Here is a 14,427-nt window from a genome sequence, read left to right as displayed (position 1 = left end):
CTCGCGGCAGTGCGTGCCGGGCGGCAAGCGCCGCGTGTTGCCGCCGGGCGGGATGCGGTGCAATCTGACTGTGACCCAGAAGCGACACAGGCTCACTCTTCGTACTCGGGGTTCCGCAAGCGAATGACGGGCCGTCGCGGGAGGAGCCACGGTCATGAACATCCCGGTTGCCTGTCACTACCACATCGAAGTGCCCGCCACGAAGGAGCGCATTCCGCAGATCCGGCGCATACTCGCGGCGCATCTTCGGCACTGGACCCTCGAGACCCACATCACGCCGGTCTGTCGCGCCGTCGACGAACTGATCGACAACGTCGTCGAGCACGTCGAGGGTGACAAGACCTGTGTCGTGGAGCTGCGTTGGACGGGCCGCCACCTGATCGCGTCGGTCGCCGACCGGGACGGCCGGCTGCCACGCCTGCACTCGTCCTCGCCGTCCAAGGGCGGTCTCGCCAAGGTCGCGGCCCTGAGCGACAGCTGGGGGACGTGCGGCACGGACGAGGGCAAGGTGATCTGGTTCAGCCGGCGTGTGACGGCCGCGCAGCGGGTCCTGCGCGGCCGCCCGCAGCCGCGGCCCCTGGTGCCCGAGTTCAAGACCCTGCCGGCGGATTCAGTGCCCGCCCTTCGGTTCGACGCACCCGCCCGCCCTGTGGAAACCGTGCGCTGAGACCCGCGCGTCCCTGCCCCCGGCAATCTCCCCCGTGACACACGGCCCGGCCTGCGGATCGGAGACGGTGAACAGCCGTCCGCCTGTCCACTCGCGATCCGGACACGTTCCCTCGGGTGGCCGAACTGGGTGAGCCCGCCGGGGCCTCGCCGGTACTCGGGACGGCGGACTCACCCGATCGGGTGAAGAGCTTGGTGATGTGATGTGCCGGCGCCTCGCCGCGCCACTTGGCCTCGGGACTCGGCGGCAGCTGCCGCTCGAAGGCGTTGCTGACGGCGCGGTTCGGATCTCGGGCTGTCCGCGCCCCCGCCCTCGGGCGAGGGGGACGCAGCAGCCCGGAGCCGCCGCCGCCCTTGCAGCGGGCCACCACATACTCGAACACCCGGTCGTGCGCGGCCAGGGCCTGCTACCGGCGTTCTCCGGATCCGCCTCGGCGAGCGCGGAGGAACCCGATCCGGCGCAGCCCGTTGCGGGGAAGCCGCTCTTCAGCGTGCCGCACCCGCCCGGCAGAGGGCGAGCACGACGGCCGCCGGGGCCATGGGCACTGCGGCCCCGGGCGGGCGTCTCACGACCGGGTTCTCCGTTCGGCCGGGGCGGATTCGCGGGATGTCAGGTCCCCGGTGCCGGCTCTCAGGCAGCGTGCCGGTCGGCGCGCTCGGCCGGGTGCAGGGAGGTCACCAGCCGGAAGAAGCGGGCCTCATTACCCGCGAGGCCGCTCGCCCGTAGTGCCGCGTCCGCCTCCGCGATCGGCGCGGCCAGCAGCTCGACCGCGCGCGGGGCGCGCCGAGGATCGGCGAGCACGGCTCTGGTGGTCTGCATCAGTCGCACGTACGCCTGGGCGGCGGCCAGTTCGGGATCGTTCATCTCGGACTTCCCCTCGTCAAGGTGTCGGACCGTCAAGCATCTCGCGTGGCACTGACAACGGGGACTTCGGCCGTGTGTGGGGGAGTGCCGAGGGGACGAATCCGAGGTCGACGGCTGCGGGCGGCTCCATGGGGTCGTTCTCACGCAGCCGGGCCATCAGGGCGGGGAGCTGGGGCGGCCACAGCGCCTCGGTGGTGTCGGCGAGCTCACCGGGTGTCCACCACCGCCAGTTGAGAATCCCTTCGTCCGGGTGGTCGGCCTCGGCCTGGTCGCTCGGAGGGCGGTGCGGGCCGTGCGCCAGATAGATGTGCTCGTGCTGGCGCACCGGCGTTCCGGTGTGCGTGAAGTCGTGCTCCCAGGTGCAGAGCAGGGGCCCCGGGGCCAGGTCCTGCCAGCCCGTCTCCTCGCGCAGCTCCCGCAGTGCTGCCTCGGGCGGCGTCTCACCGGGCTCCAGCCCGCCGCCCGGCATGGACCAGTGCACGCCCACTTCCACGTTGTCGAAACGGAAGAGAAAGATCCGTCCGTCGGGATCGATTACGGCAACTCGGGCCGCTTTACGAGGAGTTCGCATGGTGCAACGGTAACCGTGCGACGGGCCGGACACGCGGGAGCCGACGGCCCGCCCCAGGGGCGGACCGCCGGCCTCGCGGTGGGGGTGCCTCAGAAGATGCTCACGCCGTACGCGCTCAGCGCCTCGGTGACCGGCTGGAAGAACGTGGTGCCGCCCGAGGAGCAGTTGCCGCTGCCGCCGGATGTCAGTCCGAGCGCGGTGGAGCCGGAGAACAGCGAGCCGCCGCTGTCGCCGGGCTCGGCGCAGACGTTGGTCTGGATCAGGCCGTAGACGATGTCGCCGCCGCCGTAGTTGACGGTCGCGTTCAGACCGGTGACCGTGCCGCCGCGCAGACCGGTGGTGCTGCCGCTGCGCTGGACGGACTGCCCGACGTAGGCGTTGCCGGCCGCCGTGATGTCGCGGTAGCTGCCGTTGTACAGGTACACCCGGCCGTCGGCCGCCGAGGCGTTGGAGTGGCGGATGATGCCGTAGTCGTTGGTCGGGAAGCTGGACCCCGTCCGGGTTCCGAGCAGCGTGGTACCGGCGGAGTTGGTGTACCAGGTGCTGCCGATGTTGGTGCAGTGACCGGCCGTCAGGGCGTAGTACGTGCTGCCGCTGCGGACGTTGAAGCCGAGCGAGCAGCGTCCGCCGCCCGCGTAGATCGCCTGGCCGCCCGCGATGAGCTTGCTGAACGTACCTGGGGTGCGCTTGATCTGCAGGGCGCCGGCCTTGGCACCCGCGGCCTCCTTGATCCGGGTGATCTCGGCGGCCGAGACCGTGGAGTCCGCCGTCACGACGAGCTTGCCGGACTCCTTGTCGGTGTACCAGGCGGTGCCGGGCACATCGGCGTCCAGCACGGCTTCGCCGACCTGGGCGAGCTGGGCGGTGCTCGCCTTGGCGGTGCCCGGTTCGGCCACGGCGGTGGGGGCCGCGAGCGCGGAGACGGTCAGCAGCGCGGACGCCACGGCGATCAGCCGAGCGCCTCTGGCGAGGTCGCCGAGGGGGGTGAAGCGCTTGATGTTCACTACGTCCTCCGGTGGGGGTTCCGGGGGCCCGCGGGTGGACGGGCCCGGCAGAGCGGGGCATGGCAGGCACGGCCGATGGGCTCGATCGGCCATGTGCCTGTCAATCTCCGCACCGTGAATCCTGGGCTCCGGTTGAATCCGCGACAAGATCGCCTTTCGGCCGCTCTACGCGCGTCCATCGGCTCTGCCGCCGAGCTGTATACGGTGGTGGCCGGAAATGCGCCCCGTTCCGCTCCTGATCGCGGGCGGCGTCGGGGCGGGGTCCGGGTGCGGGGCGCCTGCTCCCGGCTGTTTGCGCACCGACATGCGGCTGAACGGCTGCCGGGGACGGGTGGCGGTACGGGTGGGGCCTGCTGCCGCCGCGCCGACCGGCCGGAAACGGAATGCCGCATGCCGTCAGGGCTGTTCAGGCTTCAATCGATCTGGCGGGCGCCGGATGCCGGGGCGGGTCGCCCCGCCCGGCCGGCACCCCGCGTCGGCGGGATCGCCGACGCACTCGTTGCAGTGGCTCCCGCACATTCCCTGCCGCCAGGGGTACGCCCGCCGACGCCCGGCCGCCCGGCGCAGCTGGGGGGGCCTCCGCGTCGCCCACGACCGGCAGGCGGCCGGAGGGCGCTGTCCCGACAGGCCCGTACGGCACTCCTTTATGCCTCAATCACTCCTGTTCGCCCAGCGGAAGCCCCTGTCCGAAACCCGCCTCTTGCGCTCGCCCGCGCGGCAGCACCGGAGGGCGGAAGCGGCGGGATGAGCCGTGACGTGACGTCATGTGCAGGAGCGTGACGGCCGATCTGGTGACGGGCCGGGCATCACAGCGATCGGAGCGGCCTGCGTGGCGGGCACCCTGCGACTCCGCAGAACGCGGGATCTGCCGCTGCTCCTGCGCGCCCACCAGATCGTCGAGGCCGTCGTCCGGTACTCCGGCGGCGGACCGGGCACTGCCGCCACCACATGGGCCGTGATCGCCCTTCCGGTGCCGGCGGTGTGGGTGCCGTACGGGGTACTGCTCGCCGCGCCCCCGCCGCGAGGAGCCGACTGCTCCTGCCGGCCGCCGCAGGGACCGTCACCGCCGCCGTCCTCGCCCACACCCTCGCCACCCGCACCGCGACCGCCGAGATCCGTGGCCACACCGTCGGCTACGCGCTCCACTGTCCGCAGATCCCGCTGCTCCTCGCGGGCTGTCTCCTTGCGACGGTCGGCTCGCTGATGCCGGCGGGGACCGGCTGCTGCGGCATCTCGGTGTCCTGGTCGGGGCCCGCGCGGTGTGTGTGCTGCTGTGGCGATCGCAGTACGTCTCGAGCTGGTGTGCCCCGGCGGCGGCGGCGGTGGGCTCGGCGTGCTGCTCGCGTGGGTACGCCGTCCCGCGAGGCGGGCGGCGCGGGATCCGGCGCCGCTGCCGCCGGACCGGACGCCACGGTGAGCGCGGCAGCCGTCCCTGCCCAGCCCGCTCTGTGAATCCTCGTCCGGTGCATTGCCCGCGCACGGCGGGGTACCCGTCGGCCCGGTAGGCCGGCCGTGCGGCGGGCACCGTCCGGCCGCAGCCCGCTCGCACCCGCCCCGCCAGGGAGCGACGCTGGAAGGGACACGCCGACGGGGTTCGCGGCAGAGCCCCGGGCGGGCCGGCGGCCCGGCGCGCAGTCCCTCTCCGAGAGGCAGGAATCACCGTGAACACTCCACAGGACGTCACACACCCGGTCGTGGTGACGATCAGCGGCTGCTCGAAGGAGGATGCCGACACGGTCTTCCATGCCCTGGGCCGGTCCTTCGCCTCGGACCGCGCCGACGACGACTCGCCCGAGTACGTGTCCGAGGACCACATGACCGTGTGGACCGCGACCTTCGACGTGGCCCGCCCGCAGGAACCGGCGCAGCCGGTACGGCTCGAGTCGGCGGTCACGGTCGGTGTCCAGGGCGGCTACTGGGCCGTGGACCGCGTGCAGGAGACGCTGATCGCCGCGTTCGATGTCGAAGAGGAGGGCATGGCCGCAGGCGACCAGGAAAAGGACGTCCAGCTTCGGCTGCAGAGCGGCGTCCACCAGTGAATCCGTCGGACCGGGGGCCGTCCGGGTCCGGCAGCGAGCTCGAGGAGACCTTTCCATGCCCATCGCCACGGTGAATCCCGCAACCGGGGAAACACTCAGAACGTTCGACGCGCTGGGTCCTGACGAGATCGAGCAGCGCCTCGCCCTGGCGATGGCCGCGTTCGCGCAGCACCGGACCGCGGGGTTCGACCGCCGGGCCGAACTGCTCGGCAGAGCCGCGGACCTGCTGGACCAGGACCAGCAGGAGATCGCCCGCACCATGACCACCGAGATGGGCAAGCCCATCGCGGCGGCCCGCGCCGAGGCCGCGAAATGCGCCAAGGCCATGCGCTGGTACGCCGCGCGCGCCGAGGAACTGCTCGCCGACGAGCACCCGGCGCCCGCCGACGTCGACGACGCGGGCGCGACGCGCGTGACCGTCCGTTACCGCCCGCTCGGCGCCGTCCTCGCCGTGATGCCGTGGAACTTCCCGCTCTGGCAGGTCGTCCGCTTCGCCGCGCCCGCGCTGATGGCGGGCAACGTCTGCCTGCTCAAGCACGCCTCCAACGTGCCGCAGACCGCCCTGTACCTGGAGGACCTCTTCCGCCGCGCCGGCTACCCCGAGGGATGCTTCCAGACGCTGCTCGTCGGCTCGGGCGCGGTCGAGGGCATTCTGCGCGACCCCAGGGTGGCGGCCGCGACCCTGACCGGCAGTGAACCCGCAGGCCGCTCGGTCGCCTCAGTAGCGGGCGACGAGGTCAAGAAGACCGTGCTGGAGCTCGGCGGCAGCGACGCCTACGTCGTCATGCCGTCGGCGGACGTCGAGCGCGCCGCCCGTACCGCGGTGACGGCCCGCGTGCAGAACAACGGGCAGTCCTGCATCGCCGCCAAGCGCTTCATCGTCCACGACGACGTCTACGACGACTTCTGCGCCCGTTTCACGGCAGGCATGCAGGCACTGACCGTCGGAGACCCGATCGAGGAGTCCACCGACATCGGCCCGCTCGCGAGCGAACAGGGCCGAGCAGACCTCGAGGAACTCGTCGACGACGCCCTCGCCCGCGGTGCCACCGCTCAGTGCGGAGGCCGGCGGCCCGAGGAGCAGCCCCGCGGCTGGTTCTACGAGCCCACGGTGCTCACCGATGTCTCGGCCGGCATGCGCATCCACCACGAGGAGGCCTTCGGTCCGGTGGCCACGGTGTACCGCGTCCATGGCATCGACGAGGCCGTGGGCCTGGCCAACGACACACCTTTCGGGCTCAGTTCCAATGCGTGGACCCGCGACGAGGCGGAGGTGGAGCGGTTCGCCCGTGACCTCGAGGCGGGCGGAGTGTTCTTCAACGGCATGACCGCCTCTCATCCCGCCCTGCCCTTCGGCGGCGTCAAGCGGTCCGGTTACGGACGGGAGCTGTCGGGCCACGGCATGCGGGAGTTCTGCAACATCACCACCCTGTGGCACGGACCCGAGCACCAGGACGCCTGAGCGATGGCGGACATCGGCTACACGATGATGACCGAGCAGGCCGGGCCGAGGGACCTCGTGGACCATGTCGTCGGCGCCGAGCGTGCCGGCTTCGACTTCTCCGTCATCTCCGACCACTACTTCCCCTGGCTGGGCTCCCAGGGTCATTCCCCGTACGCCTGGAGCGTGCTCGGTGCTGCCGCCCAGGCCACCACCCGTATTCCGCTGATGACGTTCGTGACCTGCCCGACGACCCGGTACCACCCCGCGGTGGTCGCGCAGAAGGCGGCGACGGTGCAACTGCTCGCCCAGGGGCGCTTCCGGCTCGGTCTGGGCTCCGGTGAGAGGCTCAACGAGCATGTGGTGGGCGGCGGCTGGCCCAGCGCCCACGAGCGCCTGGAGATGCTCGAGGAGGCGGCCCGGATCATCCGCGATCTCCTCGCCGGAGGTCAGGTGAACCACCACGGCAGCCACTTCGACGTGGTCGACGCCAGGGTGTGGGACCTGCCATCCCAGCCGGTACCCCTCGGCATCGCCGTCTCCGGCGAGGAGTCCTGTGCACTTGCCGGACGGATCGCCGACCTTGTGATCGCGACGGAACCGAAGCAGGAGCTGCTGGAGGCGTTCGACCGGCACGGCGGCGGGGGCAAGCCCCGGATCGGGCAGCTCCCCGTGTGCTACGACACCGATCGCGACGCCGCGGTGGCCCGCGCCCACGACCAGTTCCGCTGGTCACTCGGTGGCTGGCGGGTCAACGCCGAGCTGCCCGGACCGCCTTCGTTCGCCCAGGCCACCGAACATGTGCGACCGCAGGACGTCGCGGACGCGATCCCGTGCGGCGACGACCTCGACACGTTCGTCGAAGCCGTGCGCCCCTTCGCGGAGGCCGGGTTCACCGAGATCGCCCTCGTCCAGATCGGCGGCGCGCACCAGCAGCCGTTCATCGACTGGGCCGAGAAGACCCTGCTGCCCGCTCTGCGTGAGCTGTGAGGCGGGAGTACCGGGCAGACAGGGCCCGACGGCAGGCCGCGGGCGGGTACCGGTGCGCGGCGACCGGGCTGCCCCGCGCGCACCGCACCGCGAGGCAGCCCGGGCGCCGTACCGCACCGCGTCCGTTCAGACGTTGGGCACCTTCAGCTTGTCCCAGCTCGTCCTGCCCGGAATACCGTCCGCCGCGCTGCCCGAGTAGCCGAGCTTGCGCTGCCAGGCCGCGTACGACGCGCGGTCGGCCTCCGACCACTCCGGACCAGGGCCCACCTCGTAGCGCCCGCAGCCCTCGGCCACCAGCCGCTTGCCCATCGCGGTGATGATCGGGCTGCGCCGCCCGCGTGCGAAGAACGCCGCGCCGGGGAACGGCTCGTACCTCGCCGGCGGCTTCGGCCCGGGTGGCCTGCCGCGCAGGCGCTCGGCGATCCGGCCCCGCATCGAGTCCATCGTGAACCCGCGCGGATCCACCTTCCCCGGCTGCCACTCCTTGTGGCCGATCACGGAACGCTGCGTCCAGCCGTGCGCGCGGCAGATCGCGGCGGCCGCCTTCTCGATCGCCTCGAGCTGGGCAGCCGGCCAAGGGTCTTCGCCGTCCCCGAGGTTGATGCACTCGAAGCCGTAGAAGTGCCGGTTGCCGTCCGTGTTGGCCTCGTTGTCGGCGGGCAGCGGGGCCGACTCGTTGATCACGGCGCGCAGTACGTCGTCGTCGCCGAGGCCCGCATGGTTGGCGCGGCCGTTGCCGACGAGATGGACCGTGCCGTCCTTGGCGATCACTCCGTGGCACAGCGGACCGGGCAGAGAGGCATAGCCGTCGTAGCAGAGGTCCACCGAGTTCTGGGTGCCCGAGGTCACTGTGTGATGGATCATCACGCCGTGCATGGGGCCCCAAGGACCCATGTGGTTGCGGTTGTGGGTACGCCAGCTCCGGTGCTCGACGACATGCAGACCTTCGTCGCGGAGGGCTTTGAGTAATCTGTCGGCGGACAGAGGTGTTGCCATCGCGGTGTTCCTTCCCGGGGGGTTCGTCAGTTCCGGGGTGTATGTCGTCTTCCTGCCCGGTCGTGACCGGAGCCGAACCGTCCACCGTGGCGCGCTCGGCCGCAATCGCCTGCGCTCCGCCTGCTGTTTCGCCTGCTGTTCCACTGCCGGCGCCCGGGCGTGCGCCTGTGGAACGCTGACCGCCGACGGGCAGCACGCCAGGCGTGGACCGGCCACCGGCCTCGCCCAACTCCCAGGCCAGCGGGGCATGGTGGCAGTGGACGCCGTGCGTGGACCGCGTCAGCGGACGGCGTGCCGCGTCCGTCGGCCACTCGACGTGGTCCGTGGCCTTTCGCGCGGGTATCAGGTGGAAGTCACCTGAGTGGTAAGGCCGATTCGGCTGGAAACAGACGAAGACGCCTTCCTCCAGCGGTAGTCGGCCGCCCTTCTTGATCCGCCTGCGACCAGGCCCGGGAAGCGCGACGGCCCCGGCGGCGCACGCGAGCTTCAGGCCCATGCCCCAGTGCAGCAACGACATCGGGGACACCCGTTTCGGGCCGCGGGCCGCGGTGCACCGCCTCGTAACGTGTCGACCCGCGGGCGCGGGCGGCCGCGCCCGCGGGCGGCCGGTGCGATGGTCCCGGCAGGCAGTGAAGGGTGCAGCCCGGGACGGCGGTTCACCGACGGACCCCGCTCGTCCGGCAGCGGCACCCGCTGCCTCGGCAGATCCAGCTCCGCCCGCAGCAGTGACAGCACTCCGACGACGCTGCTGCGGGGCGGTGTCCGCGGACTCCACCGCCTCCACCCGGTCGCCGGCCCTGCAGACCGGACGTGTCGTCACTGCCGAGCGGGACCGACTCCACCCGGGCGCCGTCGAGTCCGTCGATGGCGAAAGCCACCGAGCCGTTCTCGCGCGACCGTGTGACCGTCGCGTCCTTCGCCGCACCTCCGTCATGGATCTCGACCCGGCACGGATGGATCTCCGGCCGGCCCCCGTCGCGGGCGTCCCGGTTTCCCCGGGCACCGGTCCTCGTCCGCGCGCTCGGGCCGTTCGCTGCACGCCGTCCGGGCCTGTGCCGCCGCACATGCGGCGAACGCCGTCCGTACCTGGTCCTCGGTCGCCCCGCCCGGCAGGTCCGGCTGCGGGGTCGCCTCGTCCCCCAGGGTCCAGCTGCGAGGCGAACACGGGAAGCGCCTGCCGCATCACGTTCGGCCGGGCTGCGGTGTCCGGCATCGCGGAGCCCGTCGCGACCTCGCGCAACAGCGGTCCTCGGCCGTGGTGGCCGAGCGTTTTGCTCGCGGATCCTGCCCGATCCGGAAGACGGGCCCTGCCTACGCTTTGTCCGGCCCCTGGGCGCGCACCTCGTCGACATGTCTCAGGGAGTCGCGCAGGTCGCTCAGCCAGTCGTCCGCATTCCGCCCGACCAGCCGGACACACCACGCCAGTGCGTCACTGCGGCTGCGCGCCACGCCTCCGGCGATCAGGGTGTCCAGCACCTGACGTTCCGGCTGGCGAAGCCGCGTCATGGCCGGTGCGGCCAGCGTGGTGTACATGGCTCTTCGGCCGCCGCACTCCACGCCCCATGAGACCTTGCGCCCGAACCGCCGCTCGGCCTCCCGTGCCACCCCGATGCGCTCGTCCCGGGTGCGTTCCCGGAACTCTGCGACACGGCCCTCCACCGCCGCTTCCCGTTCCGCCTGGGACGCGTCCTCGCCGAGCTCCGGCTCCGGGATCCGCCCCACGACCGTGATCTCCTCACGGTCCACCGTCACATCCAGGAGCTCGGCGAAGAGTCCGTCCGGCAGACGTCCGGCGAACCAGCCCCGCAGCACCTGTTCCTGCTCGCTGCCAGTCATGTAATCAAAATTACGCCTCCCTCGAACCAGTCGGAAGGGGCGCGGCCGAGGGACCTCTCAGCCCACAGCGGACACCACTCGGCCATCCGTGTCGGGGCCCTTGCGCCCCAAGGCTCGCGCGGGTCATGGCCGCCGCCTAAAGTTGCGTATATCGGTGCAGAAAGGCAGATTTCCCACTGCCCGTGCCCTGGGAGGTCAGATGACGCGCATCTCGCTGACGGTCGACGGCACGCTCTACGAGGACGATGTGGAACCCCGCCTGCTCCTCGTCCACTACCTGCGCGACCATCTCGGTCTCACCGGCACACCCATCGGGTGCGACACCACCAACTGCGGGGCCTGCACCGTCGACCTGGACGGTGACAGCGTCAAGAGCTGCACGGTCCTCGCGGTCCAGGCCGACGGCAGCGAGGTGACCACCATCCAGGGGCTCGCCTCGGACGCCGAATGGCATCCGCTCCAGACCGCGTTCCACCAGCAGCACGCCCTGCAGTGCGGCTACTGCACGCCTGGCATGATCATGGCCGCGCGGGATCTGCTGAAGGAGAACCCCGACCCCTCGCCGGAGGAGATCCGCATCGGCCTCGAGGGCAACCTCTGCCGGTGCACCGGCTACCAGAACATCGTGCGGGCCGTCCTCGCGGCGGCTGCCGAGCAGCGCCGCCGCGCCGCTCCCACGCCCGGCGCGGAGGCGGAAACCACCGGGGCCGCACCCGCCGAGCGCGCTCCCGCCGCACCCACGACCCCGGCCAGGGCCGGGCGGGAGGCGCCGGTATGACACAGCAACGGACCGAGCGGGAGATCGGCCGCTCACGGGTCCGCAAGGAGGACGCCCGGCTCGTCACCGGCCGCACCACCTGGACCGACAACATCACCGTCACGGGTCTGCTCCACATGGCGATCCTGCGCAGCCCCATGGCACACGCCACCGTCGACCGGGTCGACGTCTCCCGCGCGCTCCGGCAGCCCGGCGTGACCGCCGCGTTCAGCGGCCGCGACCTCGCCGACGAGCTCGGCTCCATGCCCTGCGTATGGCCGGTGACCGAGGACATCGTCATGCCCCACCACCCGGCGGTGGCCGTCGACGAGGTCCGCTACGTGGGAGACCCCGTCGCCGTCGTCATCGCCCGAGACCGCTACACGGCGGCCGACGCCCTCGAGGCCGTGGACGTCGACTACACACCACTGCCGCCCGTGCTCGACCTGGAGGCAGCGCTCGCCGACGGCGCGCCGCTGGTGCACTCCGACAAGGGCACCAACCGCTGCTACACCTGGCCACTGGCGACCGGCGACTACGACGCCGAGAAGGCCCGGGCCGACGTCGTACTGCGCCGCCGCTACACCCAGCAGCGCCTCATCCCGAACGCCATGGAACCACGGGCCGTGGTCGCCACCCCGCCCACGGCCTCGAACGAGTACACGCTGTACTCCTCGACCCAGATCCCCCACATCGTCCGCGTGACACTCTCCATCGCCACAGGCATCCCCGAGAACCAGTTGCGTGTGGTCGCCCCCGACGTCGGCGGCGGCTTCGGCTCCAAGCTCCAGGTGTACGGCGAGGAGGCGCTCGCCCTCGCCGTGGCCCGGCGGCTCGGCCGGCCGGTCAAATGGACCGAGTCCCGCTCCGAGGGGTACCAGGCCACCCATCACGGCCGCGGCCAGCTCCAGGACGTGGAGATCGCCGCCACCAAGGACGGCAAACTGCTCGGCCTGCGTGTGGATCTGCTCGCCGACATGGGCGCCTACCTGATGCTCATCTCACCGGCCACCCCTCTGCTGGGCGCGTTCATGTACCCCGGCATCTACAAAATGAACGCGTACACGTTCAACTGCACCGGAGTCTTCACCACCAGGACGCCCACCGACGCCTACCGCGGCGCGGGCCGCCCCGAGGCCACGTTCGCCATCGAGCGCACCATGGACGAACTGGCTGCGGAACTCGGCCTCGACCCGATGGAGCTGCGGCGCCGCAACTGGATCGGACACGAGGAATTCCCGTACACCACCGTCTCCGGGCTCACCTACGACAGCGGCAACTACGAAGCGGCCACCGACCGGGCGCTCGCCCTCTTCGGCTATGACGACCTGCGTGCCGAACAGCGCGAGCGGAGCGAACGGGGCGACACCGTACGGCTCGGCATCGGTATCTCCACCTACACCGAGATGTGCGGCCTCGCACCCAGCCGGATTCTGGGCGACCTGCGCTATGTGGCCGGCGGCTGGGAGAGTGCGAGCATCCGGATGCTGCCCACCGGCACGGTCGAGGTGACCACCGGCACCACCCCGCACGGCCAGGGCCACGCCACCTGCTGGAGTCAGATCGCGGCCGATGTGCTCGGGGTGCCGTTCGAGGACATCGAGGTCGTGCACGGCGACACCAGGGCCGTGCCGCAGGGCATGGACACCTACGGCTCCCGCTCGCTCGTGATCGGCGGGCTCGCCGTACACCACGCCGCGAAGAAGGTGGTGGAGAAGGCCCGCAAGGTCGCAGCGCACCTGCTCGAGGCCAGTGAGTCCGACCTCGACTTCTCCGCCGGGAAGTTCACGGTCAGGGGGTCGCCCGAGGCGGCGAAGTCCATCCAGGAAGTGGCGTTCGAGACCTTCCATTCCCACGACCTGCCCGAGGGAATGGAACCCACCATCAACGCCGAACACGTCGTCGACCCCGACAACTTCTCCTTCCCGCACGGCACCCACCTGTGCGCCATCGAGGTCGACACCGAGACCGGCCGGGCCCGGATCCGCAGCTACGTCTGCGTCGACGACGTCGGCAAGGCGATCAACCCGATGATCGTCCAGGGCCAGATCCACGGCGGCCTCGCCCAGGGCATCGCCCAGGCGCTCTACGAGGAGGCGGTGTACGACACCGAGGGCAACCTCCTCACCGGCACCATGGCCGACTACCTCGTGCCCTCCGCCGTGGACCTGCCCGACTTCGTCACCGACCGCACCGAGACCCCGGCGACCTCCAACGCGCTCGGCGTCAAGGGTGTCGGCGAGGCGGGAACCATCGCGTCCACCCCGGCCGTCGTCAACGCGGTCGTCGACGCGCTGCGCCCGCTGGGCGTCACGGACGTGCAGATGCCGTGCACACCCCACCGCATCTGGGAGGCCGTCCGGCAGGCGGCCAGGGCCGAGGAGGTGCCCGCATGATCCCCGCGGCATTCGACTACGCACGGCCGCAGTCGGTCGAGGAGGCGGTGCGCGCGCTGGCGGACGGCGGCGACGAGGCGAAGGTGCTGGCCGGCGGCCAGAGCCTGATCCCCATCCTGCGGCTGCGGCTCGCGTTCCCGGAGATCCTCGTCGACGTCGGCAGGATCCCCGAACTGCGCGGCGTCCGCGAGGACTTCGACACGGGCGCGCTCGTCATCGGAGCCATGACGACGCACCATGACGTCATCCACGACCCGCTGGTGCGCCGTCACGCAGGACTGCTCGCCGCCGCAACGGAGACCGTCGCCGATCCGGCCGTACGGCACCGGGGCACGATCGGCGGTTCCCTCTCCCACGCCGCCCCGGCCGGTGACCTGCCATCGGTGCTGCTCGCCCTCGACGGCGGGATGGTCGCGGCGGGGCCACAGGGCAGGCGCACCATCCCCGCCCGCGAATTCTTCACCGACTATCTCGAGACCGTGCTGCGGCCCGACGAACTGCTCGTGGAGGTCCGGGTACCGAAGGCCGACAACTGGGGCTTCCACTACGAGAAGTTCAGCCGCGCCGCGCAGGACTGGGCCATCGTCGGCGTGGCCGCGATGGTACGGCGCGGCGACGGCCACCTCACCGAATCGCGTGTCGCGCTCACCAACATGGGCCCGACCCCGCTACGGGCGGCCGCCGCCGAAGAGGCGCTCGCCGGTTCGGCGGCGACACCGGAGGCGGTGGCACGCGCCGCCGATGCCGCGGCGGAGGGCACACGTGCGACATCCGATCTCTCGGCCTCGCGCGCGTACCGCGAACACCTCGCGCGGGTGCTCACCCGACGGGCCGTGACAGCCGCCGCCGGAATGGACTGACGGCCA

The 14,427-nt window shown here is 71.6% G+C and carries 12 protein-coding genes and 2 pseudogenes; 8 read left to right on the top strand and 6 right to left on the bottom strand.

The window, feature by feature from the left end:
• The first annotated feature begins 154 nt into the window (after positions 1–154).
• Positions 155–667 (top strand): ATP-binding protein, encoded by a 513-nt coding sequence (locus ABZ208_RS22730; protein WP_356911277.1) that lies wholly within the window; start codon positions 155–157, stop codon positions 665–667.
• Between the two features lie 630 nt (positions 668–1,297).
• Here ABZ208_RS22730 and ABZ208_RS22725 read toward each other — a convergent pair.
• From ABZ208_RS22725 to ABZ208_RS22715, 3 genes are all read right to left on the bottom strand, one after another.
• Positions 1,298–1,531: a hypothetical protein gene (locus ABZ208_RS22725; protein ID WP_356911276.1), complete on the bottom strand. Its 234-nt coding sequence runs from the start codon at positions 1,529–1,531 to the stop codon at positions 1,298–1,300.
• A gap of 16 nt (positions 1,532–1,547) precedes the next feature.
• Positions 1,548–2,102, bottom strand: a complete 555-nt coding sequence (locus tag ABZ208_RS22720) for an NUDIX domain-containing protein (RefSeq protein WP_356911275.1) — start codon at positions 2,100–2,102, stop codon at positions 1,548–1,550.
• 89 nt (positions 2,103–2,191) lie between these two features.
• The gene (locus ABZ208_RS22715; protein ID WP_356911274.1) at positions 2,192–3,106 is read right to left on the bottom strand and encodes a S1 family peptidase; all 915 of its coding nucleotides are present in this window, start codon (positions 3,104–3,106) and stop codon (positions 2,192–2,194) included.
• 766 nt (positions 3,107–3,872) lie between these two features.
• Here ABZ208_RS22715 and ABZ208_RS22710 point away from each other — a divergent pair.
• The 4 genes and pseudogenes from ABZ208_RS22710 (at position 3,873) to ABZ208_RS22695 (ending at position 7,576) form a co-directional block, all read left to right on the top strand.
• Positions 3,873–4,611, top strand: a pseudogene (locus ABZ208_RS22710) (DUF6629 family protein).
• Positions 4,612–4,767: 156 nt separating this feature from the next.
• The gene (locus ABZ208_RS22705; protein WP_328403785.1) at positions 4,768–5,145 is read left to right on the top strand and encodes a hypothetical protein; all 378 of its coding nucleotides are present in this window, start codon (positions 4,768–4,770) and stop codon (positions 5,143–5,145) included.
• Positions 5,146–5,200: 55 nt separating this feature from the next.
• On the top strand, positions 5,201–6,607 hold the full coding sequence (locus tag ABZ208_RS22700; protein ID WP_356911273.1) for an NADP-dependent succinic semialdehyde dehydrogenase: 1,407 nt from the start codon (positions 5,201–5,203) through the stop codon (positions 6,605–6,607).
• A 3-nt stretch (positions 6,608–6,610) separates the two neighbouring features.
• Entirely contained in the window at positions 6,611–7,576 is a 966-nt protein-coding gene (locus ABZ208_RS22695) for an LLM class F420-dependent oxidoreductase (protein WP_356911272.1), read from the top strand.
• A gap of 126 nt (positions 7,577–7,702) precedes the next feature.
• On the opposite strand, the gene ABZ208_RS22690 is transcribed toward ABZ208_RS22695, so the two are convergent.
• The 3 genes and pseudogenes from ABZ208_RS22690 to ABZ208_RS22680 form a co-directional block, all read right to left on the bottom strand.
• Positions 7,703–8,572, bottom strand: a complete 870-nt coding sequence (locus tag ABZ208_RS22690; RefSeq protein WP_356911271.1) for a peptidoglycan-binding protein — start codon at positions 8,570–8,572, stop codon at positions 7,703–7,705.
• A 268-nt stretch (positions 8,573–8,840) separates the two neighbouring features.
• Positions 8,841–9,068, bottom strand: a pseudogene (locus ABZ208_RS22685) (DUF6519 domain-containing protein); the annotation flags it as partial.
• An 815-nt stretch (positions 9,069–9,883) separates the two neighbouring features.
• Positions 9,884–10,408 (bottom strand): hypothetical protein, encoded by a 525-nt coding sequence (locus ABZ208_RS22680; protein ID WP_356911270.1) that lies wholly within the window; start codon positions 10,406–10,408, stop codon positions 9,884–9,886.
• Between the two features lie 199 nt (positions 10,409–10,607).
• Here ABZ208_RS22680 and ABZ208_RS22675 point away from each other — a divergent pair, with 199 nt between their 5' ends.
• From ABZ208_RS22675 to ABZ208_RS22665, 3 genes are read left to right on the top strand one after another with little or no spacing between them, the layout of a single operon-like run.
• Complete coding sequence (locus ABZ208_RS22675; RefSeq protein ID WP_356911269.1) at positions 10,608–11,186, top strand: (2Fe-2S)-binding protein; 579 nt, start codon at positions 10,608–10,610, stop codon at positions 11,184–11,186.
• On the top strand, positions 11,183–13,561 hold the full coding sequence (locus ABZ208_RS22670) for a xanthine dehydrogenase family protein molybdopterin-binding subunit (RefSeq protein ID WP_356911268.1): 2,379 nt from the start codon (positions 11,183–11,185) through the stop codon (positions 13,559–13,561). Before ABZ208_RS22675 ends, ABZ208_RS22670 begins: the two co-directional genes overlap by 4 nt.
• On the top strand, positions 13,558–14,421 hold the full coding sequence (locus ABZ208_RS22665; RefSeq protein ID WP_356911267.1) for a xanthine dehydrogenase family protein subunit M: 864 nt from the start codon (positions 13,558–13,560) through the stop codon (positions 14,419–14,421). The genes ABZ208_RS22670 and ABZ208_RS22665 overlap by 4 nt, the downstream gene beginning before the upstream one ends.
• Positions 14,422–14,427 lie beyond the last annotated feature (6 nt).

It is taken from the genome of Streptomyces sp. NPDC006208, from assembly GCF_040613775.1.
GTDB lineage: Bacteria > Actinomycetota > Actinomycetes > Streptomycetales > Streptomycetaceae > Streptomyces.
Note: the sequence above shows the minus strand (reverse complement) of the source record. Positions and strands in the feature narration are given on the sequence as shown.

Excerpts from the sequence above, each read along its gene's own strand:
- ABZ208_RS22730 (WP_356911277.1), top strand. The coding sequence starts at position 155 with ATGAACATCCCGGTTGCCTGTCACTACCACATCGAAGTGCCCGCCACG.
- ABZ208_RS22725 (WP_356911276.1), bottom strand. The coding sequence starts at position 1,531 with ATGAACGATCCCGAACTGGCCGCCGCCCAGGCGTACGTGCGACTGATG.
- ABZ208_RS22720 (WP_356911275.1), bottom strand. The coding sequence starts at position 2,102 with ATGCGAACTCCTCGTAAAGCGGCCCGAGTTGCCGTAATCGATCCCGAC.
- ABZ208_RS22700 (WP_356911273.1), top strand. The coding sequence starts at position 5,201 with ATGCCCATCGCCACGGTGAATCCCGCAACCGGGGAAACACTCAGAACG.
- ABZ208_RS22695 (WP_356911272.1), top strand. The coding sequence starts at position 6,611 with ATGGCGGACATCGGCTACACGATGATGACCGAGCAGGCCGGGCCGAGG.
- ABZ208_RS22690 (WP_356911271.1), bottom strand. The coding sequence starts at position 8,572 with ATGGCAACACCTCTGTCCGCCGACAGATTACTCAAAGCCCTCCGCGAC.
- ABZ208_RS22680 (WP_356911270.1), bottom strand. The coding sequence starts at position 10,408 with ATGACTGGCAGCGAGCAGGAACAGGTGCTGCGGGGCTGGTTCGCCGGA.
- ABZ208_RS22675 (WP_356911269.1), top strand. The coding sequence starts at position 10,608 with ATGACGCGCATCTCGCTGACGGTCGACGGCACGCTCTACGAGGACGAT.
- ABZ208_RS22670 (WP_356911268.1), top strand. The coding sequence starts at position 11,183 with ATGACACAGCAACGGACCGAGCGGGAGATCGGCCGCTCACGGGTCCGC.
- ABZ208_RS22665 (WP_356911267.1), top strand. The coding sequence starts at position 13,558 with ATGATCCCCGCGGCATTCGACTACGCACGGCCGCAGTCGGTCGAGGAG.